Below are 22,983 nucleotides of genomic sequence, written 5' to 3'. Positions count from 1 at the left end.
TCAAAAATGTCCCCGATCCGAACTCGCACCGACTCATTTTATCCGACAGAAGCTCTTCATTCCTTACTCATACAGTCCATATATGCCGCTAGTCAGATTTTCCTGACCTAATACGCTCTTGCAAATACCACAGTATGTTTCGCTTGTTCACCACAAGCCAGGCACGTATGCTTTTCTTCCGCAGGCTGGAACGGGATGTTCCGGCTTGTCGCACCTGTTACTTCTCTCACTTTATCTTCGCAAGCGTCTGAACCGCACCATCCAGCCAGTGTAAAGCCACGCTTGTTTTCCATCAATTCTTTCATCTCATCGAGCGTATCCACGGAATAGAAGTTGTCCGACATAAAAGTCCGAGCACGTTCCAACATATCTTGCTGCACTTGGGTAAGCATAGTCTGGATTTCTTCCACCAGATTCGCCTGTTCTACGACTTTCTTCTCTCCAGTGATACGTGACACGAGCACGCATACACCGTTCTCCATATCGCGTGGGCCAATTTCGAGACGAATCGGAACACCGCGCATCTCGTATTCATTGAATTTCCACCCTGGACGAACATCACTACGATCATCCATTTTAACACGGACTCCAGCCTGTTTGAGCTCGGCGAACAACTCATCCGCACGACCTACAACAGCATCACGTGTTTTGGGAGGTCCGATAGGAATCATAACGACTTGGGTTGGTGCTACTTTAGGAGGAAGCACGAGACCACGGTCATCTCCGTGAACCATAATCAAGGCACCAATCAAACGTGTGCTTGTTCCCCATGAAGTGGTATGAGCCAGTTCCAGCACGTTGTTGCGGCTAAGATACTGGATTTCAAAAGCTTTTGCAAAGTTTGTGCCCATATAATGGGAAGTTCCTGCTTGTACTGCACGTCCGTCCTTCATCATCGCTTCGATGGAGAAGGTGTCAACAGCACCCGCAAATTTCTCGGATTTTGTCTTCTGTCCCGTAATGACAGGAATCGCCAGATATTCTTCCACAACTTCGCGGTAGATTTCAAGCATTTTCATCGTCTCTTCACGTGCTTCTTCTTCTGTCTCGTGGGCCGTATGCCCTTCTTGCCAGAGGAATTCCGTTGTACGAAGGAAAGGTAACGTTCTTTTCTCCCAGCGAACTACGTTAGCCCATTGGTTGATCAGTACGGGCAAATCACGATAGGACTGAATCCATTTGGAGTACATGTGACCAATAATGGTTTCCGAAGTTGGACGGATCGCCAAACGTTCTTCCAGCTTTTCGCCACCCGCTTCTGTAACCCAAGGTAACTCGGGGTTAAATCCTTCTACATGCTCTTTTTCTTTTTGGAAAAAGCTCTCGGGAATAAACATCGGGAAGTACGCATTACGGTGGCCCGTTTCACGGAAACGACGATCCATCTCATCCTTAATATGCTCCCAAATTTCAAAGCCGTCTGGTTTGAAAACAATACATCCGCGCACGGGTGAATAGTCCATGAGATCAGCTTTTTTAATAACATCAATATACCAGCGTGAGAAATCCTCGCCCTGAGGTGTAATTTCAGTCACGAACTGTTTATCATTTTCCTTTGACATAAGACTCCAGCGTCCTCCCATAAAGACTACCTCTGAACACAAAAACTCAGAGCATAGTCAAACCATAATTATCCGTTAATCAAACGTAATATATCGTTATATGTTACAGCCAGCATCAGTACAAACAACATGGCGAACCCAACAAAATGGACCATGCCTTCCCGGTTGGGGTCAACAGGTCTGCCCCGCAGTGCTTCGATTCCAAGGAATACAAGACGACTGCCGTCCAGAGCAGGAATAGGCAACAGATTGAAAATACCGAGGTAGAGACTCAAGATGGCCGCCCATCTCGTCAATTGTTCAATCCCCTGTTTCGCAATTTGGCCTGTTACTTCAAATGTACGAACTGGACCACCGATATCGTCCATATTAAATTGATTGATCAGATGTTTGAATCCTTCAAATATCACTCTGGTCGTATCAACCATTGCTACTCCCGAAACCTTAAAGGTCTCCACAAACCCAACAGATCGGGTTGGAAGCGTAGGAACAATTCCCACTTTTCCACCCTCTTGTCCTTCTACGGCCCGAGGGGTAATCGTTATATTAAACGTTTCATTCCCCCGACGCAGTGTCCACTCCATCGGTTTGTCTTTGGAATCGGCAATCATCGTCACCATTTTTTTCGAATCTGTGCCAATAGCAGTACCATTAATGGTCTCAATGATATCTCCTTTTTGCAGGTTCGCCTGGTAGGCAGCTCCACCTTCGAGCACTTCACCAATTTGGAGATTTTTCGGATTTTCAACCGGAACTCCAGCCATTTGAGCATAGACTGCAAACAATATAAAGGCCAAGATAAAATTCATGAGTGGTCCAGCAAAAATAGCCATTGCCCGTTGTCCAACCGTTTTACTGCCAAATTGGCGATCTTTCGGTGCGATCTGAGTTTGTTTACCTCGACTCACCAACATCGCTTGCGGATGAATTCGATACTGCTGAATTTCACCATCCACATCAAGTTGCAATTTCAATGCCTTCTCCATATCAATGGAGATCACTTCACCACGAATTACATTTTTTCGGTTATCCAATTGATCGAGGTAAATCATTTTCACTTGGTCATCAGCTGACCTTACTGCAATGGTCTGACCTTCCTGAATCTCTACCAGTTCCGGGTCTTCACCTGCCATACGTGCATATCCGCCAAATGGCAGCAAACGCAGTGTGAACTGGGTCTCGTTTCTTTTATATGAGAACAATTTGGGACCAAAACCGATCGCAAATTCCCGTACAAGAATGCCGGCGCGTTTGGCAAAATAATAATGTCCCCATTCATGAACCGTCACGATGACAAAGAACATGAGCACCGTTAGAAATACCACTTGTATGGTTTCCAATCCCTATCCATCCTCCTTCACGGTACGAACCGCAGTCTGTCCCTTTAGATTATCATTATTCTCTGATGCTGCACAAGAGAATCACTTCTTCCATTTTATCTAGAAAAAAGAGATTACAGACTAAACGCAAGTTTACGGCTCTCCTGATCACACCTCGAAATTTCGTCCAGATCAGGCTCCTCCACATTGCGGTGTGCTTCCAGCACAGAAGCAATAATATCCTCTATTTTAAGGAACGAAATCTCTTTACGCAAGAAACGGGCTACGGCAACCTCGTTAGCTGCATTATATGCTGTTGTTGCTGTTCCACCCATTCTACCACACTCATACGCCATTCTTAAACATGGGAACCGTTCCATATCCATCTCACGGAATTGCAACTTGCCAGCTTTTACTAAGGAAAGACGCTTTGCAGGTGATGGTAATCGGTCTGGGTAGGTCAGTGCATACTGAATGGGAACTCGCATGTCTGGATTACCAAGCTGCGCAATAATACTCGTATCATTGAATTCCACATACGAATGAATGATGCTCTCCGGGTGGAGCAACACATTGATCTGATCATACTGAAGACCAAACAGCCAATGCGCTTCAATGACTTCGAGACCTTTGTTCACCATCGTCGCCGAGTCTATCGTAATCTTAGATCCCATTGACCAATTCGGATGTTTAAGTGCATGTTCCACTGTAACTTCCTTCAACTCTTCACGGGTAAGATCACGGAATGATCCACCAGAGGCTGTAAGCGTTATGCCCATCAAACGTTCACGCGGTTCCCCATTTAGACATTGAAAAATAGCCGAGTGCTCACTATCTACTGGTAAAATGGGCACCCCTTTTGCAATGGCTCTCGCCGTTACAATATGCCCCGCTGTAATCAGCGTCTCCTTGTTGGCCAGTCCAATCTGTTTGCCTGCATCAATCGCAGCCAGGGTCGATTCAAGTCCGATGCTTCCCACAACAGCTGTCACGACCATGTCTGCATCCGTACCAGCTGCCACTTCAACCAGTCCTTCATTGCCATAAAAAAGCTGTGTTCCAGCGGGAAGATGTGGAGCAATCGTCTCTGCCAGTTCTTTGGAGCCAACAGACACCTTTTTCGGTCGATAACGCTTCGTTTGCTCAATTAAGAGTTCGGTATTGCCCCCGGCAGCCAGCGCCTCTACCTGAAATCGTTCAGGATGCATGTCAATAACATCCAGTGTCTGAGTACCAATGGAACCGGTGGACCCTAGAATCGCAATTTTTTTCATGCTGCACCTCATCTTTATTTATCCATTGCCAACGACGAATTGTCCGCCATGTGACTTGTGTTCATTTTTAATAGGGCAGAAGCATTAGTATATGTACGAATGGAAAAACAACAATCCAGCTGTCGCACCGATCCAGAATGCCTCCATGTCCCGGGAGAAGATTACCGGAATCTTTGATGTTATACACTCGTTTATAAGCAGATTGGATCAGATCACCCATCTGTCCCACAACGGCGCATGCGATCCCGATCAATATTGCTCTCTGCCAAGACAACAAGCCGTCCGACACCCATGCAAAAACAATAGAGGTTATTATCGCGATCACGATTCCGCCAAGCGCACCCTCCACCGTTTTATTTGGGCTAATCGAGGGCCATAGTTTGTTTTTTCCGATAAGTTTTCCCACAAAATAGGCGCCTGCATCACTCGCCCATATGGAGCCCAGTAGCAAAAACGTCCAGAAGAGTCCATGATGTAAATGTCTGGATTCTGCAATGTAATAGAAACCAATTCCAATATACAGAACGCCCAAAAATAGCATCGCTATTATATTTACGGGAATCCTGTTTTTGGTTACTACTGAGGCTGCCATCAGTACAAGCATTACAAGCCAGCCGATCTGGAATAAGGATAGCGGACTTGCTTCCCATATCATTTCCCAAGGAAACACAATTGCAAATACACCTGCATATCCGATCAGGGCTACTCCTGAAAAAGGCTGTACCCCAGTCATTTTCACAAATTCATAATAACCGATGAGAGCCATAAGCAATACCAAGCCATGGTACCAGGGACCGCCCAGCATGCAAAAGCCCAAAAACAACACACCTGCTATGATTCCTGTCGTTAATCGCTGTTTCAACGGCTTCATCCTCCATCTATTTCAAACCGCCGTAACGCCTTGTTCTGCGCTGATATTCGGCTACAGCTTCAAGCAAGTGCTTTTTGCCAAATTCGGGCCAGTATATATCCGTAAACCATAATTCGCTATATGCAAGTTGCCAAAGCATGAAATTACTTAACCTTAGTTCCCCACTCGTCCGGATTAGTAAATCCGGATCAGGCATATCGACAGTCAACATATGTCTATCAATGAGTTCAGGTGTAATATCCTCTGCCGATAATTCCCCCGACTTTACCTTAAGAGCGATTTGTTTGACACAATCCGTCATTTCACGACGACTTCCATAGTTCATTGCAAAATTCAAAACAAGCCCAGTGTTATGTTCCGTAAGACGAATAGCTTCACGCAAAGCATTAATTGTATGGGAAGGTAAGTGTTCCTCTTGCCCCATCATACGAATACGTACATTTTTTTCTATAAGTTCATCCAGCTCTATCGCCAGAAATTCTTGCGGAAGCCGCATCAGAAAATCCACTTCTTCTTTTGGACGTGTCCAGTTTTCTGTCGAAAAAGCGTACATCGTCAGATATTTGATGCCCAGTTCATCCGCCGCGATGGTCGCACGTTTGACTGCCTTCATCCCATTTTGGTGCCCAGCTATCCGCGGGAGACCCAAACGCTTGGCCCATCGTCCATTGCCGTCCATGATGATGGCGACGTGCTGCGGGATATTATCCTCGGATATAGTCAGCGTTTCCTGCTTGTCAGCCCCATTCCACCACGACCGAACCCGTTTGATCATTCCTGTTCCTCCAAAATCCCTGAAGTTTCTTCACCTGAAGCTTGAAAAAGAGACAAAACCCCACCGTATTGGAGGGGCTGCGCTTGTCTTACACTTCCATGATTTCTTTTTCTTTGGCAGCGAGTACCTTATCGACTTCAGCAATAAACTTGTCAGTCGATTTTTGGATATCGTCTTGATGTCTCCGGGACTCGTCCTCGGAAATATCTGACTTCTCCATTTTTTTAATATCATCATTCGCATCACGGCGAATATTACGAATCGCTACTTTGCCTTCTTCACCGAACTTTTTCGTCAGCTTCACAAGGTCCGCTCTGCGTTCTTCCGTCAGAGCCGGAATGGACAGGCGGATCATGCTGCCATCGTTCGCTGGAGTAAGACCAAGATCCGATTTCATGATCGCACGCTCAATGTCACTCATGGAGGACTTATCCCACGGCTGGATCATCAATGTACGGGAATCCGGTGTACTGATGTTAGCCAGTTGGTTCAGCGGCGTCATAGCGCCGTAATATTCCACTTGAATCCGGTCGAGAAGAGCCGGGGTTGCACGACCTGCACGCAAGGTAGCAAGATCACGTCGTAACGCTTGAATCGCTTTTTCCATACGTTCTTCAGCATGCTGTTTAATCGCTTGTGGCATTAATCTACACTCCCTTTGACGATTGTTCCGATGCGTTCACCAAGAACAACACGTTTGATGTTACCTTGTTCTGTAATGGCAAATACAATCAACGGAATGTTGTTGTCCTTACAAAGCGAGGATGCCGTCGAATCCATTACACCAAGATCTTTGTTAAGTATATCCATGTAAGTCAACTGATCAAATTTCACAGCTGTACTATCCTTAAACGGATCTGCCGAGTACACACCATCGACTTTATTTTTGGCCATCAGGATGACTTCTGCTTCGATCTCCGCTGCGCGAAGTGCTGCTGTTGTATCGGTGGAGAAGAACGGGTTACCCGTACCTGCTGCAAAAATAACGACCCGGCCTTTCTCCAGATGACGAATAGCTCTACGACGAATATAAGGCTCTGCGATTTGCTGCATAGCAATAGATGTCTGTACGCGAGTAGGCACTTCAATCTGTTCCAATGCATCTTGTAGTGCCAATGAGTTCATTACCGTCGCTAGCATACCCATATAATCCGCAGTTGCTCGATCAATTCCGTTCTCGCTACCAGCAATTCCACGCCAGATGTTTCCGCCACCACATACGATAGCAACCTGCACACCCAGTTCAACTACTTCTTTTACCTGCTGGGCAATCGACGAGATCGTCTCTGCATCAATACCGTAGCCGTTTTGACCGGAAAGAGACTCTCCGCTGACTTTTAAGACAACACGTTTAAATACTGGCTGTTCCAATTGTTCACCCTCCACTTTGAATTGAATGCCCTGGGCATTCAACCAACAAAACTTCTCGCGCATGGCCTCCTGCTTAAAAAGAAAGGAACACAGTTGTGTTCCGCTCTTTTAGGAAAAATGTTCAACCGATAAGGCATTGTTTTCCTGAGATATAAGGGAGTTGCGCTTCGAAGTTTTATCATTCTTATATCTTCGAAAATCATTTCTGCTTGTCGGTCTCAAAACCGTCTTATTTCTTCACTTGGGACATAACTTCTTCTACGAAGTTGTCTACTTTTTTCTCAAGACCTTCACCCAGTTCATAACGAACAAAACGACGGATGGAGATGTTTTCACCGATTTGGCTAACTTTTTCATTCAACAGTTGGGAAATCGTTTTGTCAGGATCTTTAACAAAAGGTTGTTCCAACAGGCAGAATTCTTCGTAATATTTACCGATACGGCCTTCAACCATTTTCTCAACGATTTTTTCTGGTTTGCCTTCATTCAAAGCTTGAGCTTTCAAAATTTCTTTCTCTTTTTCCAGCTCTTCTGTGGAAACTTCTTCACGAGAAACAAATTTCGGATTAGCTGCTGCGATTTGCATTGCAATGTCTTTCACGAAATCTTTGAATTGGTCTGTTTTACCAACGAAGTCTGTTTCACAGTTAACTTCTACCAATACACCGATACGTCCACCAGCGTGGATGTAAGACTCTACAACGCCTTCAGTTGCTGCACGACCAGCTTTGCTTGCTGCTGCTGACAGACCTTTTTCACGCAGCAATTCAGCGGCTTTAGTGATATCACCGTTTGCTTCTTCCAATGCTTTTTTGCAATCGAGCATACCTGCGCCCGTTTTTTCGCGAAGTTCTTTTACTGCACTCGCATTAACTGCCATTATAAATTCCCTCCAACATAAGTAATTGTAAGTACACTCTAAAAAAAGGGCAGTGAGAGGTTATCCACCTGCCAACCACCCTTTTCATTTAATTCATTTTGTATGTTCGAATCTATTAAGCGGATGTTTCTTCGCCTTGGTTAGCTTCGATCACGGCATCAGCCATTTTACCTGTCAACAGCTTAACAGCGCGGATTGCGTCGTCATTACCCGGGATAACATAATCGATCTCGTCCGGATCGCAGTTCGTATCAACGATACCTACAATTGGGATACCCAATTTGCGAGCTTCGGCAACAGCGATACGCTCTTTGCGTGGATCGATGATGAACAGGGCGCTTGGCAGGCCTTTCATATTTTTAATACCGCCGAGGAATTTCTCCAGACGATCTTTTTCTTTGCGAAGCAAGATTACTTCTTTTTTAGGCAATACAGCGAATGTACCGTCTTCTTCCCAAGCTTCCAGTTGTTTCAAACGATCAATACGTTTTTGAATGGTTTGGAAGTTAGTCAGCGTACCGCCGAGCCAGCGTTGGTTAATGTAAAATTGACCAGCACGTTCAGCTTCTTCTTTAACGGAATCTTGAGCTTGTTTTTTCGTACCCACGAAAAGAATTTTACCATTCTCTCCTGCGATTCCTTTAACGAAGTTGTAAGCCTCTTCTACCTTTTTCACTGTCTTTTGCAAGTCAATGATATAAATTCCGTTTCTTTCAGTGAAGATATAACGATCCATTTTTGGGTTCCAACGACGAGTTTGGTGACCGAAGTGTACCCCAGCTTCAAGAAGCTGCTTCATGGAGATTACTGCCATCTTCACACACCTCCTAGTATGGTTTTATTGTGTCCTCCGCCGGCATCATTTTTCGCCAAGACTCTCCAACAGGAAAGCACCCTCAACAAAATTAGCACATGCGTGTGTTTTAACACCGTTATCTAATATATCATAACTGATTGCCTGATGCAACAGTCTTTCAAACTAAAACCTTTAACACTAGGAAGTATTTTTTCAAAGCGTACTCACTTAAAATGTAGTACCGCAACATTTGTCGCCACCTACGTAAAAAACCGCCCTGTCTGAGCGCACTCAGCTTGACGGTTCTTTGGTAATCTTGGCTATAATGGATTTGAAGCTTTCCCCTTTTTCAAATGCATAGGTTCCCACTTGTATTTTGGTATTAATTCGCTCCGCCCGACCAGCCTTTATGAAGTCTTGCGCATTATCAACAATTCCAGCCTTCTCTAAATTCCCTGCCACGATGGCCAGACTGTTGCCTGAGCGCACTTTGAAGGACACCGATGCAGCTTGGGGAACGTTAGGTGTTGACGGCTTAGTTGTCTTTGGCTGATCGACTTGATCCTGTTTGCCACTTTCACTCGTGACAGGTTGCTGTGGATTCTCAGGCTGATCAGGATTCTCAGCTGATTTTGCCGGCTCGGGGGCTGTTGCCGATTTCCCTTGCAGCTTGGTGCTCTCCTGTTTTTTCTTCTCCACCCACTCCGCTTCCGTATATAAATCATCTTCAGAACCTACCAATTTCATATCCAGGCTCTTCGCAGCCGTCTCCAACTGTTCCTTTGTTAGGTTTGCTGTCGCCTTCTCCGGATCCAGATTACTCTCAGACATTGCATTTTGACCTACTGTTGCAAGCTGTAGCAATACTGCCCCAACAATCATGCCACTTCCAAGTCCAATCCATAGGGAGCGCTTGTCCATCTGTTAGCTCTCCTCCCGTTCTGCCAGCTGTAAAATCAGCTGTACTTCTCCACGTTGAATGCCTGTATGCTTGGCAATAGCATCCACTGATTTTCCTTCGCCATATAAATGAAACAGCTCTGCATATCGGTCCTTAATGGATTCACGTACAGGCACAGCCTCTTGCTCGTTGACCAGCACTTCTGTATCTGAAGCCAGTTGACCTGAATCTACTCGCACACTGTCTAGAAGCCCTTGGGCTTGTAATCCGCTTGTACTATGCACTAGGTTTCTATTGGGAGATGGATCTGCTTCCTTCGTTTTGCTATTTTCCAGGTTATCTAGCCTTTGCTGTAATTCCTGAAGCTGCGATTGCATACGCTGATCTGCCGCAGTCGCCTCTCCCTTCATTTCAGCAACACGCTGGATAAGGGCATCATTATCGTTTTCTATCTCGGACATATAATGTTCAAGTGTAGATTCCATCTCTTGCACCAGGTGATGTCCTGGCTCCTGCACCTTGTCCTTCTTAGGCATGATGAGTGCATATGCGATTGCGCAGGCTCCTAATATGACAATAATGATCCATGGTGACAAATTGGGTTCTCTCCTTTAATGCAGCCATCGATGCTCAAGACTTCATGTCAATCACAATTTCATCTGTTACAACGACAAGTCAATATGTTTTCCTTTGTATGGATGCTCAGCAGGCTTGACAATGTCCTCCGATAAGGCCGAATCGGGTTCGTGGGAGCCACTCTGCTGCTCCTTGTCTTTGGATTGACCATCGCGCACAGCAGTGTGTGCCGTTTCATCCAGCGCCTCGCTTCTTTGCCTCGCCTCATTGGCTTCTTTGGCCGTTTGCTCCGCCAGCAGATTCTGGTCCGTGATCGGTCTCTGCTGGGCTTCACTCTGATAACGACCAGCTTCACTTGTTCTAGGTACGGCAATCTGCAACTCAACCGCTTTGAAACTCATACGCTCACCTCACGGTATCGAATGGATTTCTTCTTCTGCTTGAATGCTGTACTTAAACGTACGGAACCATGGTTATGTCCCCATCATGATAATAAAAAGATATTCGACTTACGGGATCTTTAATAAATTTGGTGTATCTGCCGATAACTATTTTAGAGCCACCATAAATCATCTTGAGAATATCAACGCGAGCCCTGTTTGTATCTTCAAGTACCTTCTCGATTTCAAAGATACGTGTTTTCGTTTCTTCGCTAAGACGAAGAGCCGATTTTTGTGTAGCACTCAGCTTGATTCGCATTGACATTTTATCCGGGCTCAATTGCCCTGCAGCAGCTAACTGGTCCAACAATGTCAAAGCTTTCTTGGTTTTGTCCAAACCATCCATTTGCACCCTGACTTCTTTGCGCAATTCATTCAGTTCGTTACGAAGCCTAGGCAGTACTCCAACTTCAATGGAGGTCACAGTAGACATGCTGTTGCCAACAATACGTGCCGAGACTTTCTCACCAGCCTGGATCGATCCACCAACGATAAGTCCCTTTGTGCCTGCACAAATCACTTCTTTGCCTGCACGAATGTTGGAATGCATTATACTTTGGGAGACCAGAACATTTTCACCGGCATCCACGTTACCTTCCTGAATAAAGGTACATTTAATGTTATGCCCTGCATGGATAAGCCCTTTGTTATAACCGATAATCCCGCCGGTAATTTCGATAGAGCCGTCTGCTTCCAATTCAGCTCCCTCGACACCTCCGACGACACGTATATCTCCCGCTGCTTTTACTTTAAATCCAGTGAGTACATTGCCGCGAATGACAACCGTGCCCACAAAATCAATATTACCGATATTATAATCTACATCGCCATTGATCTCGTAAACCGGAAATACATTCAGTTTATTGCCTTCCGTTTTGGTAACCAGTCCATCCAGAGCGGCGTACATTGCAGTTCCATTAGGGTTAACGACAACATTTTTCCCAACTTTGAAGCGGGCCTCTTTACCAGGACGAAAAGGGATTTCTTCGCCCGTTACAGCCCTACCCACCGTCCCATCTACAGGAGGGATTTGCTCTGCAATGATTTGACCTGTTCGCACGTTGTTTATGCGGGTCACTTCTTTATAATCTACTTTTCCGTCTTCTGCTTCCAAAGGTCGCCTTTCATCCGAATCATTCATGTCCACCAGTATCTTGATGAATCCATCGATTCCGTGAACGGGTACAATGCCCTCAGCGATTTTGCAACGATCCTTAACATATGTTTCAGGCTGACTCAAAAAAACGAGCAATGCTTCGCTCAACACACCATATTTAATACCCTGACTCGCTATATATTGCTCGAGCTCTTCCAGTGTGCAGGCAAATCCTTCTTCCTGTTTGGAAAATTCAAGGTAGGCCGTACTTTTATCGTCCGATAAAACCATGCTCAAGCACTGTTCCAAAGCAGTCCGCTGTGTCAACGCAGTTCTTCCTCCTTTTAACTTCCCACTCCTCAAAATCCGTATATTAACGCTCTCTCTATTAATCTTTACGCATAAGTAAGTCTTTCTGTTTGTCCAGTGTTCCACGCAACCGCAATATAGCCTTCGAGTGCAATTGGGAAATACGTGACGGAGAAAGAGACATCACCTCGGCAATTTCACTAAGGGACAGGTCTTCATAATACAAAAGTGAAACGACTGTCCTCTCTTTAACTGTCAGTTTTTCGAGCCCTTGCACCAAAGCTTCCTTCAAATAAAATTCATTCACTTTATAATCTGGATTTTTGGCTTTTTCGTCAACCATCAATGAAAGTCGAGTCTCCGACTCTTCTTCACGAATGGGGTCTTCCAGAGAACAAAGTGACATGACTGCCACTTCCTGAAGCATGTGCTGAAAGTCTTTCGTTGACAAGTCCAAATACTGACTCATTTCCTCATCGCTAACGGAGCGCAAATAAGTCTGCTCTAACTGTTGATACGCTTCTTCAATCCGCTTTGCCTTCTCCCGTACAGAACGCGGAACCCAATCTCCCTGACGCAAACCGTCAAGTATTGCTCCACGTACCCGCCAGGATGCATAAGTCTCAAATTGCAAACCACGTTCATAGTCGAATTTCTCCAACGCGTCAATCAAACCCATAACGCCATTGCTCTCCAAATCATCTTTCGGGACATTTTTGGGCAGGCCAACAGCCAAACGCCCGGATACATAATTCACAATATGAAGATACTTTTCAATCAAGGCTTTCTTCGCCTCAATATCTCCATGTTCTTTCCACTTTTCCCACAAATCTGCATGGTTCAAATGTGAAGCTTTACGCTCGTTCAATTGCTTTCACCCTCCTTATTTGTCTGTCAGGTGACGAACGGCCTGCGCCAACTCCTCCGGGTCCTTCGTCCGGACAAGTTTAGGCGGATCCAAAGGGGCGAATCCCGTTGGAGCTTTAGGCTCAGATGGCGGAGGAGCATCCCCAGAGGAGGCGTCCTGTCCATATTTGAGCAAGTCGTTCAGCTCTTGTCCATCGTCTTCGAGTTTGATGTCCACCTGTGAACCTCGTAGTTCTTGAGCACCCGGTGAATCATAACCATATCCATTCCCCTCTATCGAAGGGTTAATCAACAATCCTAATCCCCAGCGTAAACCATAAGCAAGGATAAACCAGGCTACGAATCCGATCAATCCGCGTATTAAACTGGTCATCAACACATTGCTGCTATAAGCTACAAAAAAAGTCAGAATAAATCCGACTATGCCTGCTCCAAGATTAATGCGGTAGTTTCCTATCATCGTCTTATAATTCCTTTACACCCATTTGGACACTTCGAATAGTTAAAAGTCCAGTTTCGCAGTCCAGTTCAATTGTTCGTCCATAATTCCCACCCGTATCTTCGGCGAGCAGTGGAATTCCTAGCTTCTGTAACCATTCCCGACAAGAATCCGCATTCCGCGGCCCAATACGCATGGTGTCACTCGCTCCCGCGAAAGCAAACATCTGTGAACCCCCAGCCATTTTGGACACAATACGTGAACGAGATGCACCAAGATGAATCATTCTTTGCAACAGCTCCGGCAACGCTGTATCTGCATACTTGGCTTTGTTCAAACTTCCTTCACGAGCAATCTCAGATGTGGGGAGCATGACATGCGCCATTCCGGCAAGCTTCAAATGCGGATCATACATTGTTAACCCCACACAAGAGCCCAAGCCAGTCGTACGGATTACACCGGGAAGATGAGCTATGTTCAAATCCGCCATACCGACTTTAACGACGCTTTTGTCCTCAATCATTGTTCAGTGGCACCCCTAGAGATTCAAATATCTTTGCAAATGACGATGGATCTGGAATCAGGAAAAACTGACCTTCTACCTGATCTTCACCTTCAAAGAAAGATGTGTCAATTAATAATGCATCGTCGCCCATTTCACCAAACTGCAGAAGGCCGTAACTGAGAATGGCTCCTGCCATATCTATGGCAAGGCCAGGAACGGTCGGGTACATGGACAGCTTCGTAAAGTCTGCTAATGAGGAGAGATAAGAACCTGCCAGGATATTGCCGATCTCTGATAACGCAGACTGTTCCATATCCGTAAATGCCAGACCTTCCTTCAGATCAAAACCAGCAAGACGGTTTAGCAGCATTTTGGCAGCCTCCGGTGTCATCATAAAGAACAGATTACCCGGCGCATCGCCCTCCACACGAAGAAATACGGTAACAACGATCCGCTCATCTCCGCCCACTTTTTCAGCAACTTCTTCAAAAGGAAGCATTTGTACTGTTGGCACACCCATGTCAATCGGTCTATTGAGAAGCTGAGACAACGCCGTTGCGGCGTTGCCTGCTCCAATGTTACCGACCTCTTTGAGCACATCCATCTGGAATCCCTCAAATCGGCTGAACATTTCCACGATGTTAGCCCTCAACACTTTCCAGCTGTACGATCTCGCTCTTATTTAATACTTCGTTCAGGTTGAGCATAATCAATAAACGAGAATCTTCCAGCTTGGCTACACCACGCAAATATCTTGCTTTGACTCCACCAACCACTTCTGGTGGAGTATCAATAGCACTGCTCTTGATATCAATAACATCATTGGCCGAATCTACGATAAAGCCAACTTGCATATCATCCACACCTACAATGACAATACGAGTCTGATCGGTGTATTCCGTTTCTGGCAAGGAGAAGCGACCACGCAAATCAATTACCGGAATAACAACACCCCGTAAATTAATAACTCCTTTTACAAAAGAGAGGGTTTTGGGAACACGAGTAATTGGCATCATGCGCTCAATGGTTTGAACCTTCTCTACCTCAACACCGTACTCTTCAGAACCTAATTTAAAGACAATGACTTTCAACTCTTCTTCCATGGAAAAAACCTCCCTATTCAATGTAAGACTTAGCTTATGTGCTTATTTAATAAATGCGTTAGGGTCGAGAATCAGAGCTACTTGCCCATCTCCCAGAATGGTTGCTCCAGAGATTCCTTCAATGGAAGGAAGATACGTGCCCATCGATTTAAGAACAATTTCACTCTGACCAATAAATTCTTCAACGGCAACAGCTGCAAGACGCTCACCTTTGCGAATCACGACAATTTCGGTTTCTTTCTCATCTGCATCATTGAAGTCAGGCACTCCGAAAACTTCGCTTAATGACAAATATGGTATTAACGATTCACGGAACGTAATCATTTTATTACCATGAATGTTGCGTACCTGTTCACGCTGCACAATAGCCGTCTCCACTATGGAGGACAAAGGAACAGCGTATTTCTCGGACCCAAGCCGAACAAGCATTGCAGCAATAATGGACAGGGTCAATGGAAGTTGAACAGAGAAGTTGGTTCCTTTACCCGGGGTGGAATGAATGGTTACATTACCGCCAAGTGAAGTGATTTTGGATTTGACAACATCCAATCCAACTCCACGTCCGGAAATATCCGAAATGATATCTGCAGTACTGAAGCCTGGTGCGAACAACAACTGATTCACTTCGTCGTCACTCATTTTGGCACCTTGTTCTTCCGTAACAACGCCACGTTTAACGGCTGTTTTCAACAGCTTCTCGCGATAAATACCTTTGCCGTCATCTTCAATCTCGATAAATACATGATTTCCACTATGGAAGGCACGAAGATTAACTGTGCCCAGCTCAGATTTGCCTGCCGCCACACGCTCTGTGATCGATTCTACACCATGATCAACGGCGTTACGCAGCAGATGCACAAGCGGATCACCGATCTCATCAATTACCGTCCGATCAAGTTCCGTCTCTGCACCACTGATCACCAGATCAATTTTTTTGTCGAGTGACTTAGCCAGATCACGAATCATACGCGGGAAACGGTTAAATACAGTATCCACAGGTACCATCCGTAATTTCAGAACAATATTTTGCAAATCTGTACTGACTCTGCTCAGATGAGCTACGGTATCGGATAAATCATTATTTCCCGTCTCACTGGCCAATTGCTCCAGACGCGAACGATCAATCAATAACTCACTGAACAAGTTCATCAATACATCAAGACGTTCAATATCCACACGAATGGTCCGTGATGGTGCAGCTGTTTGTTTAGGCGCAGCTGCTTTAGTAGCTACCGGCGTTGGTTCATCTTTAGATACAGAATTCGTATCCGAAGATACAACTGCTGGGGCAGGTGCTGCCTCCACTTCAACTGCTGCTGCTACCTGATTGGTCATCTGCTGGAGAGTCTCTTGATCCAACTGAATAACCTTGACACTTTCAATTTCAGAAATGTTCATGATACTTTTTTCAAGTTCCTGCGCCTCTTTGGTTGTTATGTAATACAACGAAAAACTGCGCTCAAACTTCTCTTGCTCGATATCCTGAACCGTTGGGAAGGACTTCACAACTTCACCCGAGCGTTCTAGCAAATCGAAGACCATATATGCACGTACGCCCTTCAATTGGCTCTGCTCGCTGACAAGCACTTCAACATATAATACCCGATGGCCTTCAGCGATGGACTGATCCAACACTGAATATTGGAACTCATCCAGCTCAACAGCGCTTGGGGTTGTTAAAGTTGTTGTACTTGTTGATTGGTTTGCTGCTGCTGGAGCGGTACCTCCTGTCAAATCACCGTTCTCAATCGCATGGAGTGAAGCAACGATAGAAGAGACATCCGCTTTACCTTCCCCACCTCCGGTAATATCCTGGACCATTGTTTCCAAAGCATCCAAACTCTTGAACAGGGTATCAAAAATGAAATCCTGCATTTTTAATTTTTCGTTACGCACCAGATCCAGCACATTTTCCATTTTGTGCGTCAGTGATGCCAAATCCTCAAAACCCATTGTAGCAGCCATACCCTTTAAGGTATGAGCAGAGCGGAATATGACCTGAACAATTCCCAGATCCTCCGGATTGCCTTCGAGTTGAAGCATATTTTCGTTAAGGGATTGCAGATGATCATTAGACTCATCAATAAACATAGATAAATATTGGTTCATGTCCATTGTGAGGCACCTCCTCCATGAGTTACACTTCGTTTATTTCACAGCTTGAACAAGTTTAGACGCGATCTCCTGCAATGGCAGAAGATGACGCACGCATTGCAGTTCTACAGCAGAACGTGGCATACCATACACAACACATGTTTCTTCATTCTCTGCAAAGGTTGACGTGACACCCGCTTCATATAACTTCTTCATCATACGAGCGCCATCACTTCCCATTCCTGTCAGCAAAACCAGATGTCTCTGCAGCGCCGTAAGCGGTAAAAGCGACTCAAACATGGTATCCACTGAGGGTCTGTGCCCGTTCACTGGTTGTTCCTCTGTCAGCTTCAAGATAAACTTTCCGTCTGCTGTTTTACTCACTTTGACATGAAATCCGCCAGGAGCGATATAGGCAGTTCCTTTTTTCAGAATCATGCCTTCCTCAGCTTCAACCACATGCAATTCGCTGAACGTATTCAGTCGCTGAGCAAGTGAGCGGGTAAAATTGGGCGGCATATGCTGCACAATAATGACTGGTGCTGGTAAATCACCTGGCAGTTGCTCCAGTAATGTCTTGAGAGCTCTTGGTCCCCCAGTTGAACAACCAATAGCCACTAGTTTATTGAATGAACCTGCTGTAAGCCCTGCCCCCTTCTGAGAGGGAATTGCTTTGACAATGTCTTTGCCGGGTTCAACAGAAGTTGCCGCTGTCTGTTCCACTGTCATTCGAGAACCATTGGTCAAACGATAATCCTTAGTAGGTTGGGCAGGCTTGTTTACCTTCGCAGAATTTTCAGCATTCTTATCAGAGACCCGATTCGGATTCCGCAAAGGCTCTACCTTTTTATCCAAACGTGCCGGACTCTGGTTCGCCGGAGGAACATTGGGTTGCTTCGATTTTGCTTTGAAGGACTCGGTTTGACTACTGCCAGGCCGTGTTCCCGGTTGGTTAGGTTCAATCGTTTTTTTCACAGGAGCTTTGCGGACTGGTATAACGGCATCCTGCTGAGCTCGCTGGGGAGGAGGCATTACGTTGCTCTGCGCTTCTGCCCGCTTCTTCATAGATGCTTCACGTTCAGCTTTTCTCTTGATTTCATTCATCGCTGCCCGCATTCGCTCAACTAGAGCTTTACCTACTTGAGCAATATCCTGGTCATGCACAATCGATGGTTTGCGGATGAAATCAAATGCCCCAGCCTCAAGCGCCATAATGGTTTCTTGCATGCCCTGTTCATTGATGCCCGAAAGCATAATTACAGGAACGGACGCTTGATTCATAATTGATTTCAATGCATCTAACCCATTCATCTCGGGCATCTCAACGTCCATTGTAATGACATCTGGTTTCAAATCTATCGCTTTTTGGATGGCTTCTTTACCGTTTGACGCTGTTGCCGTAACCTTAAACTCTGGGTCCGCTTCAATTAAATCTGCAACAATTTTACGCATAAAAGCGGAATCATCGACAACCATTACTTGATACACCGCCATGTTGTGTCACCCCTGTTCCCTTTATTCAGAAATCATGTTGTCCGCCTAAGCCACTTGTTCATAAAACCTCTGATTCCTGTCAAGGTTCCGGATTCCGGAGCTGCAGGTACAGCCAAATAGCGAAGAGCGAGTTTCTGTATATCCTTGGAGGCTTTTGCATTTGGATATGCCAGGCTGTATGGCATTTGCCTTTTAACTGCCTTTACGACTTGGGCATCTTCAGAGATGTATCCAAGCAGCGGGATATCAATCTGTAAAAATCTCTTTGCCACTCCAGCTATTTTATCAGCCACCCGTTCCGCTTCCTGATCGTCTTCAACACGGTTAACGATCATCCGAAAGGGTGTAGCATTTTCCTGGCCATGCATCACTTTAACCAAAGCATACGCGTCGGTTATCGAAGTCGGTTCAGGTGTGGTTATGATCAGGCATTCATCGGCTGCACCGATAAATTTCATATTTTCTCTGGAGAGTCCTGCCCCGGTATCAAAAATGACATAGTCCATCTCCTGAGCAATATCTTCAACTTGTTCTGCAAAAAATTCCAAATCACGATCGGACAATGAGAACAGTTCTTTCATACCCGAGCCCCCGGCGATGTAAGGCAACCCGCTTGCACCAAGCTGTATGATTTCCTGGATGGATTTCTCCCGGTACAATAGATGATACAGATTGTAAGATGAAGAAGTTCCCATAAGGACATCGATATTAGCCATCCCTATATCTGCATCAAATACAAGTACCTTCTGTCCCAGAGCCTGTAAACTCAGTGCAAAGTTAAGAGTGAAATTAGATTTCCCCACACCTCCCTTTCCACTGGCGACGGTTATGATTTTGGAAGAACGAGAACCCCGCTCAATCCCTTTCACTTCGTCCGGCATGGATACCATACTTCTGAGTGAGGCTGCCTGGTCCTTCATTGTATCCGCTCTCCCAACAACTGCTTCGTTAGCACACCCGAATCAGGCTTGAGCAGATCGTCCGGAACATTTTGTCCATTAGCTACATAAGCAAGCTTGAGTGGAAATCGATGTAGAAGGTTAAACATCGGACCACAGCTCCCAGTCTCATCTATCTTCGTGAAGATCACTTTATCCAGTCCATACTTGCTGAAATGCTCCGTAATCTGAACCATATCAGCACTTTTGGAAGTCATACTCATGACCAGAAAGGTTTCACTATTCTCCACGGGAGCGAGTAAGCTTTGCAGTTCTGAAACTAACAATTCGTTCCTGTAGTTCCTCCCCGCGGTATCCATGAAGATCAGATCGCATTCCTCAAGACGGGAAATCGCGCGCTGTGTATCACTTGGAGATTGCACAACCTCAAGCGGAACATTTAGAATGGATGCGTACGTTCTAAGTTGTTCAACGGCTGAGATACGGTACGTATCTGAGGTAATAAATCCTACTTTGCGCTGTTTGTTGAACATTTGTTCAGCAGCCAGTTTGGCAATGGTTGTTGTTTTTCCAACTCCCGTCGGTCCAGCAACATACACAATCCGTGTGGTTGGCAGAATGCCTCCATCAATACGTTTTTCCAGAAAATGTGATATTTCCATTTCAACGGCCTGATGAACTTCTGCTTCAGTCAGCTCTTTTTCAGAAAGTTGAGTCTGGACAGCGTCAAACCATGATTCCCATACCTCTGGCCAAACGTCCTGCTCGATCAAACGTTCTCTGAAAGAATGAAGTTTTTCAGGCAGCTGGTCTACCGAAGCACCTTGCTTCGACAACTTGGTCATCATCAGTTTCAAGTCCTGCAATTCAGACATGAGTTGATCTTGCTGTGGATGAGTCTCCTGCTGCACTGAGGCAGATGTTGAACCCGAAAAATCCGCCCCTTGCGGTCGCGGTTTATGTTCGGTACTCAAAGAAGATGTGATGCTGTTCAAATCTGAACCGAAATTAATCGATTCAGACACAGCTGTAGCATTGGCAGGTCTATCTTGTTCATTATTTTCAGCCGTTTTCATAGCCGATTCGTCAGAAGCAGCTTCGAACGAACGTGCCGTTTGTCGATATGCTTCTGGTACAAATGCACGGGGCACGGGTGTAAATTGGTTTTGTGTTTGCTTCGTTGCTTGTTTTTTCTCTTCCTTGTCCACTGCTGCTACAACTTCAATCCTTTTTTTACGGAACATCCCCAGCACACCGCCCACCTTGATCTCTTTGGTGGACAGAATGACGGCGTCACTTCCCAGGTCTTTGCGAATTTGAAGCATAGCTTCGGGCATGGTCTCAACAACGTATTGTTTTACTCTCATAAGTTCACCACCCCGACACTTTGGATTTCAACATTCGGCTCCAACTCACTATAGGAAAGCACGGGTATATCCTGCATGGTCCGTTCGATCACCTGGCGCAGATACATACGAATTGTTGGAGAAGTTAATATAATAGGCTGCTGGCCTGACTGGATCAGCCGATTGACTTGTTCGGTCAATTTTTGATAGACACTTTGTGTTGAAGCCGGATCCAGTGCAAGATAACTGCCTTGATCGGATTGTTGTACACTCTCGGCGATTTTCTTCTCTAGACCAGGTCCAACCGTGATCACTCTCAGCGTCTCGCCTTTCTGGGAGAACTGCTGGGTAATCTGACGTGAAAGGGATTGTCTTACGTATTCAGTCAATACGTCAGGGTCCTTGGTATACGTCCCGTAGTCAGCCAGTGTCTCAAAGATGGTAACCATATCACGTATGGATACTTTCTCACGCAACAGCTTGGCCAGTACTTTCTGTATATCTCCGATGGACAGGACAGAAGGGATCAGTTCTTCCACCAACGCAGCATAATTTTCTCTGAGATTATCCACAAGTGCTTTCGTTTCTTGTCTGCCAAGTAACTCATGTGCATGTTTCTTAATCAACTCAGTCAGATGTGTTGCTACAACCGAAGGTGGATCTACGACCGTATACCCTGCAAGTTCAGCTCTGTCCTTCGTTACTTCATCAATCCATAGTGCCGGAAGTCCAAAAGCTGGCTCTGTTGTTTCGATCCCTGTAACGGACTCCTCTTCATAACCCGGGCTCATGGCCAGATAATGATTTAACAACAGCTCCCCGCCGCCAACAACATTGCCCTTGATTTTGATCACATATTCATTCGGTCTCAACTGGATATTATCCCTAATCCGGATAACTGGAACGACTAATCCCAGTTCAAGAGCACACTGCCTACGTATCATAATGATCCGGTCCAATAAGTCTCCGCCCTGCTGGTTATCCGCCAGAGGAATCAAACCATAACCGAATTCAAACTCAATAGGGTCAACCTGAAGCAGGTTAATTACACTTTCAGGACTTCTGACCTCTTCAATCTGCTGTTCTTCTTCCAATTGTTCCTCTGCTACTTGCTTCTGATTAAGATTGTTCTGCATCCTCCATCCAGAGAAAGCCAGCAAACCTGCAAGAGGCAACGTTGTGATGATATGAATCGGCGTGAAAAATCCAAGCATTGCTATTACAAAAGCTACAATATAAAGGAGCGCCGGGTATGTAAACAATTGCCCCGTAATATCATCAGCCAAATTCCCTTCCGATGAAGCTCTTGTTACAATAAGACCTGCTGCTGTTGATATCAGGAGTGCAGGAATCTGACTTACGAGTCCATCCCCAATCGTCAATACGGAATAGGTAGACAACGCATCGGCAAAGGGGAGACCGTGTACTGTCATCCCGATGATAAAACCGCCAATCAGATTGATCAGGAGAATGATGATACTCGCAATGGCGTCTCCCTTTACAAACTTGCTCGCACCATCCATGGCTCCATAAAAGTCTGCTTCGCGTTCAATTTTGGAGCGACGTTCACGTGCCTGCTGTTCATTGATCAGTCCGGCATTCAAATCTGCGTCAATACTCATCTGCTTACCAGGCATCGCATCCAGAGTAAACCGTGCTGCCACTTCGGCCACACGCTCTGAACCCTTAGTGATAACGATGAACTGAACAACCACCAGGATCAGAAACACGATAAATCCAATGGCAATCTGTCCACCGGCAATCCAGCTACCAAAGGTGGCTACTACCGATCCCGCATTTGCTTGACCCAAAATCAGCTTCGTTGTCGATATGTTAAGTGCTAATCGAAACAAGGTGGTAATGAGCAATAATGCAGGGAAAATGGAAAACTGCAACGCTTCTTTGCTGTTCATTGCAACAAGCAATATCATCAGTGCAATTGAAATATTGATGACGAGTAGCATGTCCAACAACCAGGGTGGGATCGGGAGAATCATCATCAACACGATGCCGATGACACCCGCAAGGACAGCAATATCTTTTATCTTCAATGAATGTACGGCCTC

General features: G+C 45.5%; 23 protein-coding genes. All 23 read right to left on the bottom strand.

Annotated features, from left to right (window positions below; all coding sequences use genetic code 11):
* Nucleotides 1-107: 107 nt before the first annotated feature.
* Nucleotides 108-1,562 (bottom strand): proline--tRNA ligase, encoded by a 1,455-nt coding sequence (proS, locus tag ACR32F_RS11730; protein ID WP_440118860.1) that lies wholly within the window; start codon nt 1,560-1,562, stop codon nt 108-110.
* A 68-nt stretch (nt 1,563-1,630) separates the two neighbouring features.
* Nucleotides 1,631-2,902 carry an RIP metalloprotease RseP gene (gene rseP / locus ACR32F_RS11725; protein ID WP_440118859.1) on the bottom strand — a complete coding sequence of 424 codons (1,272 nt, stop codon included), beginning with the start codon at nt 2,900-2,902 and terminating at the stop codon, nt 1,631-1,633.
* Between the two features lie 113 nt (nt 2,903-3,015).
* Nucleotides 3,016-4,155, bottom strand: coding sequence for a 1-deoxy-D-xylulose-5-phosphate reductoisomerase (locus ACR32F_RS11720; protein ID WP_440118858.1), 1,140 nt, complete (start codon nt 4,153-4,155; stop codon nt 3,016-3,018).
* A gap of 67 nt (nt 4,156-4,222) precedes the next feature.
* Nucleotides 4,223-5,017 carry a phosphatidate cytidylyltransferase gene (locus ACR32F_RS11715; protein WP_440118857.1) on the bottom strand — a complete coding sequence of 265 codons (795 nt, stop codon included), beginning with the start codon at nt 5,015-5,017 and terminating at the stop codon, nt 4,223-4,225.
* Between the two features lie 16 nt (nt 5,018-5,033).
* Entirely contained in the window at nt 5,034-5,801 is a 768-nt protein-coding gene (locus ACR32F_RS11710) for an isoprenyl transferase (protein ID WP_440118856.1), read from the bottom strand.
* A gap of 88 nt (nt 5,802-5,889) precedes the next feature.
* Entirely contained in the window at nt 5,890-6,444 is a 555-nt protein-coding gene (gene frr / locus ACR32F_RS11705; protein WP_440118855.1) for a ribosome recycling factor, read from the bottom strand.
* Nucleotides 6,444-7,172, bottom strand: coding sequence for a UMP kinase (gene pyrH / locus ACR32F_RS11700; protein ID WP_024630245.1), 729 nt, complete (start codon nt 7,170-7,172; stop codon nt 6,444-6,446). Before pyrH ends, frr begins: the two co-directional genes overlap by 1 nt.
* A 229-nt stretch (nt 7,173-7,401) precedes the next feature.
* Nucleotides 7,402-8,052, bottom strand: coding sequence for a translation elongation factor Ts (tsf, locus tag ACR32F_RS11695; RefSeq protein ID WP_440118854.1), 651 nt, complete (start codon nt 8,050-8,052; stop codon nt 7,402-7,404).
* 115 nt (nt 8,053-8,167) lie between these two features.
* Nucleotides 8,168-8,866 carry a 30S ribosomal protein S2 gene (gene rpsB / locus ACR32F_RS11690; protein ID WP_017689155.1) on the bottom strand — a complete coding sequence of 233 codons (699 nt, stop codon included), beginning with the start codon at nt 8,864-8,866 and terminating at the stop codon, nt 8,168-8,170.
* A gap of 273 nt (nt 8,867-9,139) precedes the next feature.
* Nucleotides 9,140-9,769 carry a hypothetical protein gene (locus tag ACR32F_RS11685; RefSeq protein ID WP_440118853.1) on the bottom strand — a complete coding sequence of 210 codons (630 nt, stop codon included), beginning with the start codon at nt 9,767-9,769 and terminating at the stop codon, nt 9,140-9,142.
* A 3-nt stretch (nt 9,770-9,772) separates the two neighbouring features.
* Nucleotides 9,773-10,345, bottom strand: coding sequence for a hypothetical protein (locus ACR32F_RS11680; protein ID WP_440118852.1), 573 nt, complete (start codon nt 10,343-10,345; stop codon nt 9,773-9,775).
* 66 nt (nt 10,346-10,411) lie between these two features.
* Complete coding sequence (locus ACR32F_RS11675; protein ID WP_440118851.1) at nt 10,412-10,726, bottom strand: hypothetical protein; 315 nt, start codon at nt 10,724-10,726, stop codon at nt 10,412-10,414.
* A 52-nt stretch (nt 10,727-10,778) separates the two neighbouring features.
* Nucleotides 10,779-12,188 carry a DUF342 domain-containing protein gene (locus ACR32F_RS11670; protein WP_440118850.1) on the bottom strand — a complete coding sequence of 470 codons (1,410 nt, stop codon included), beginning with the start codon at nt 12,186-12,188 and terminating at the stop codon, nt 10,779-10,781.
* 61 nt (nt 12,189-12,249) lie between these two features.
* The gene (locus ACR32F_RS11665; RefSeq protein WP_440118849.1) at nt 12,250-13,038 is read right to left on the bottom strand and encodes a FliA/WhiG family RNA polymerase sigma factor; all 789 of its coding nucleotides are present in this window, start codon (nt 13,036-13,038) and stop codon (nt 12,250-12,252) included.
* A gap of 15 nt (nt 13,039-13,053) precedes the next feature.
* Nucleotides 13,054-13,497 carry a hypothetical protein gene (locus ACR32F_RS11660; RefSeq protein WP_440118848.1) on the bottom strand — a complete coding sequence of 148 codons (444 nt, stop codon included), beginning with the start codon at nt 13,495-13,497 and terminating at the stop codon, nt 13,054-13,056.
* A 4-nt stretch (nt 13,498-13,501) separates the two neighbouring features.
* The gene (locus ACR32F_RS11655) at nt 13,502-13,999 is read right to left on the bottom strand and encodes a chemotaxis protein CheD (RefSeq protein ID WP_440118847.1); all 498 of its coding nucleotides are present in this window, start codon (nt 13,997-13,999) and stop codon (nt 13,502-13,504) included.
* Nucleotides 13,992-14,612: a chemotaxis protein CheC gene (locus ACR32F_RS11650; protein WP_440119796.1), complete on the bottom strand. Its 621-nt coding sequence runs from the start codon at nt 14,610-14,612 to the stop codon at nt 13,992-13,994. Before ACR32F_RS11650 ends, ACR32F_RS11655 begins: the two co-directional genes overlap by 8 nt.
* Before the next feature lie 10 nt (nt 14,613-14,622).
* A complete protein-coding gene (locus tag ACR32F_RS11645) occupies nt 14,623-15,084 on the bottom strand; it encodes a chemotaxis protein CheW (RefSeq protein WP_440118846.1) in 462 nt (153 codons plus the stop codon).
* Between the two features lie 42 nt (nt 15,085-15,126).
* A complete protein-coding gene (locus ACR32F_RS11640) occupies nt 15,127-17,199 on the bottom strand; it encodes a chemotaxis protein CheW (protein ID WP_440118845.1) in 2,073 nt (690 codons plus the stop codon).
* Between the two features lie 33 nt (nt 17,200-17,232).
* Complete coding sequence (locus tag ACR32F_RS11635; RefSeq protein WP_440118844.1) at nt 17,233-18,672, bottom strand: chemotaxis protein CheB; 1,440 nt, start codon at nt 18,670-18,672, stop codon at nt 17,233-17,235.
* Nucleotides 18,673-18,704: 32 nt separating this feature from the next.
* Nucleotides 18,705-19,592: a MinD/ParA family protein gene (locus ACR32F_RS11630; protein WP_440118843.1), complete on the bottom strand. Its 888-nt coding sequence runs from the start codon at nt 19,590-19,592 to the stop codon at nt 18,705-18,707.
* Nucleotides 19,589-20,938 carry a flagellar biosynthesis protein FlhF gene (gene flhF, locus ACR32F_RS11625; RefSeq protein WP_440118842.1) on the bottom strand — a complete coding sequence of 450 codons (1,350 nt, stop codon included), beginning with the start codon at nt 20,936-20,938 and terminating at the stop codon, nt 19,589-19,591. Before flhF ends, ACR32F_RS11630 begins: the two co-directional genes overlap by 4 nt.
* Nucleotides 20,935-22,968 (bottom strand): flagellar biosynthesis protein FlhA, encoded by a 2,034-nt coding sequence (gene flhA, locus ACR32F_RS11620; protein ID WP_440118841.1) that lies wholly within the window; start codon nt 22,966-22,968, stop codon nt 20,935-20,937. The genes flhF and flhA overlap by 4 nt, the downstream gene beginning before the upstream one ends.
* Nucleotides 22,969-22,983: the final 15 nt, after the last annotated feature.

This window comes from Paenibacillus hebaui (assembly GCF_051934385.1).
Lineage (GTDB): Bacteria > Bacillota > Bacilli > Paenibacillales > Paenibacillaceae > Paenibacillus.
Note: the sequence above shows the minus strand (reverse complement) of the source record. Positions and strands in the feature narration are given on the sequence as shown.

Excerpts from the sequence above, each read along its gene's own strand:
- ACR32F_RS11720 (WP_440118858.1), bottom strand. The coding sequence starts at position 4,155 with ATGAAAAAAATTGCGATTCTAGGGTCCACCGGTTCCATTGGTACTCAG.
- ACR32F_RS11640 (WP_440118845.1), bottom strand. The coding sequence starts at position 17,199 with ATGGACATGAACCAATATTTATCTATGTTTATTGATGAGTCTAATGAT.
- ACR32F_RS11630 (WP_440118843.1), bottom strand. The coding sequence starts at position 19,592 with ATGAAGGACCAGGCAGCCTCACTCAGAAGTATGGTATCCATGCCGGAC.
- ACR32F_RS11635 (WP_440118844.1), bottom strand. The coding sequence starts at position 18,672 with ATGGCGGTGTATCAAGTAATGGTTGTCGATGATTCCGCTTTTATGCGT.
- ACR32F_RS11660 (WP_440118848.1), bottom strand. The coding sequence starts at position 13,497 with ATGATAGGAAACTACCGCATTAATCTTGGAGCAGGCATAGTCGGATTT.
- ACR32F_RS11650 (WP_440119796.1), bottom strand. The coding sequence starts at position 14,612 with ATGTTCAGCCGATTTGAGGGATTCCAGATGGATGTGCTCAAAGAGGTC.
- rpsB (WP_017689155.1), bottom strand. The coding sequence starts at position 8,866 with ATGGCAGTAATCTCCATGAAGCAGCTTCTTGAAGCTGGGGTACACTTC.
- tsf (WP_440118854.1), bottom strand. The coding sequence starts at position 8,052 with ATGGCAGTTAATGCGAGTGCAGTAAAAGAACTTCGCGAAAAAACGGGC.
- ACR32F_RS11645 (WP_440118846.1), bottom strand. The coding sequence starts at position 15,084 with ATGGAAGAAGAGTTGAAAGTCATTGTCTTTAAATTAGGTTCTGAAGAG.
- ACR32F_RS11655 (WP_440118847.1), bottom strand. The coding sequence starts at position 13,999 with ATGATTGAGGACAAAAGCGTCGTTAAAGTCGGTATGGCGGATTTGAAC.
- frr (WP_440118855.1), bottom strand. The coding sequence starts at position 6,444 with ATGCCACAAGCGATTAAACAGCATGCTGAAGAACGTATGGAAAAAGCG.
- flhF (WP_440118842.1), bottom strand. The coding sequence starts at position 20,938 with ATGAGAGTAAAACAATACGTTGTTGAGACCATGCCCGAAGCTATGCTT.
- ACR32F_RS11685 (WP_440118853.1), bottom strand. The coding sequence starts at position 9,769 with ATGGACAAGCGCTCCCTATGGATTGGACTTGGAAGTGGCATGATTGTT.
- ACR32F_RS11710 (WP_440118856.1), bottom strand. The coding sequence starts at position 5,801 with ATGATCAAACGGGTTCGGTCGTGGTGGAATGGGGCTGACAAGCAGGAA.
- ACR32F_RS11675 (WP_440118851.1), bottom strand. The coding sequence starts at position 10,726 with ATGAGTTTCAAAGCGGTTGAGTTGCAGATTGCCGTACCTAGAACAAGT.
- proS (WP_440118860.1), bottom strand. The coding sequence starts at position 1,562 with ATGTCAAAGGAAAATGATAAACAGTTCGTGACTGAAATTACACCTCAG.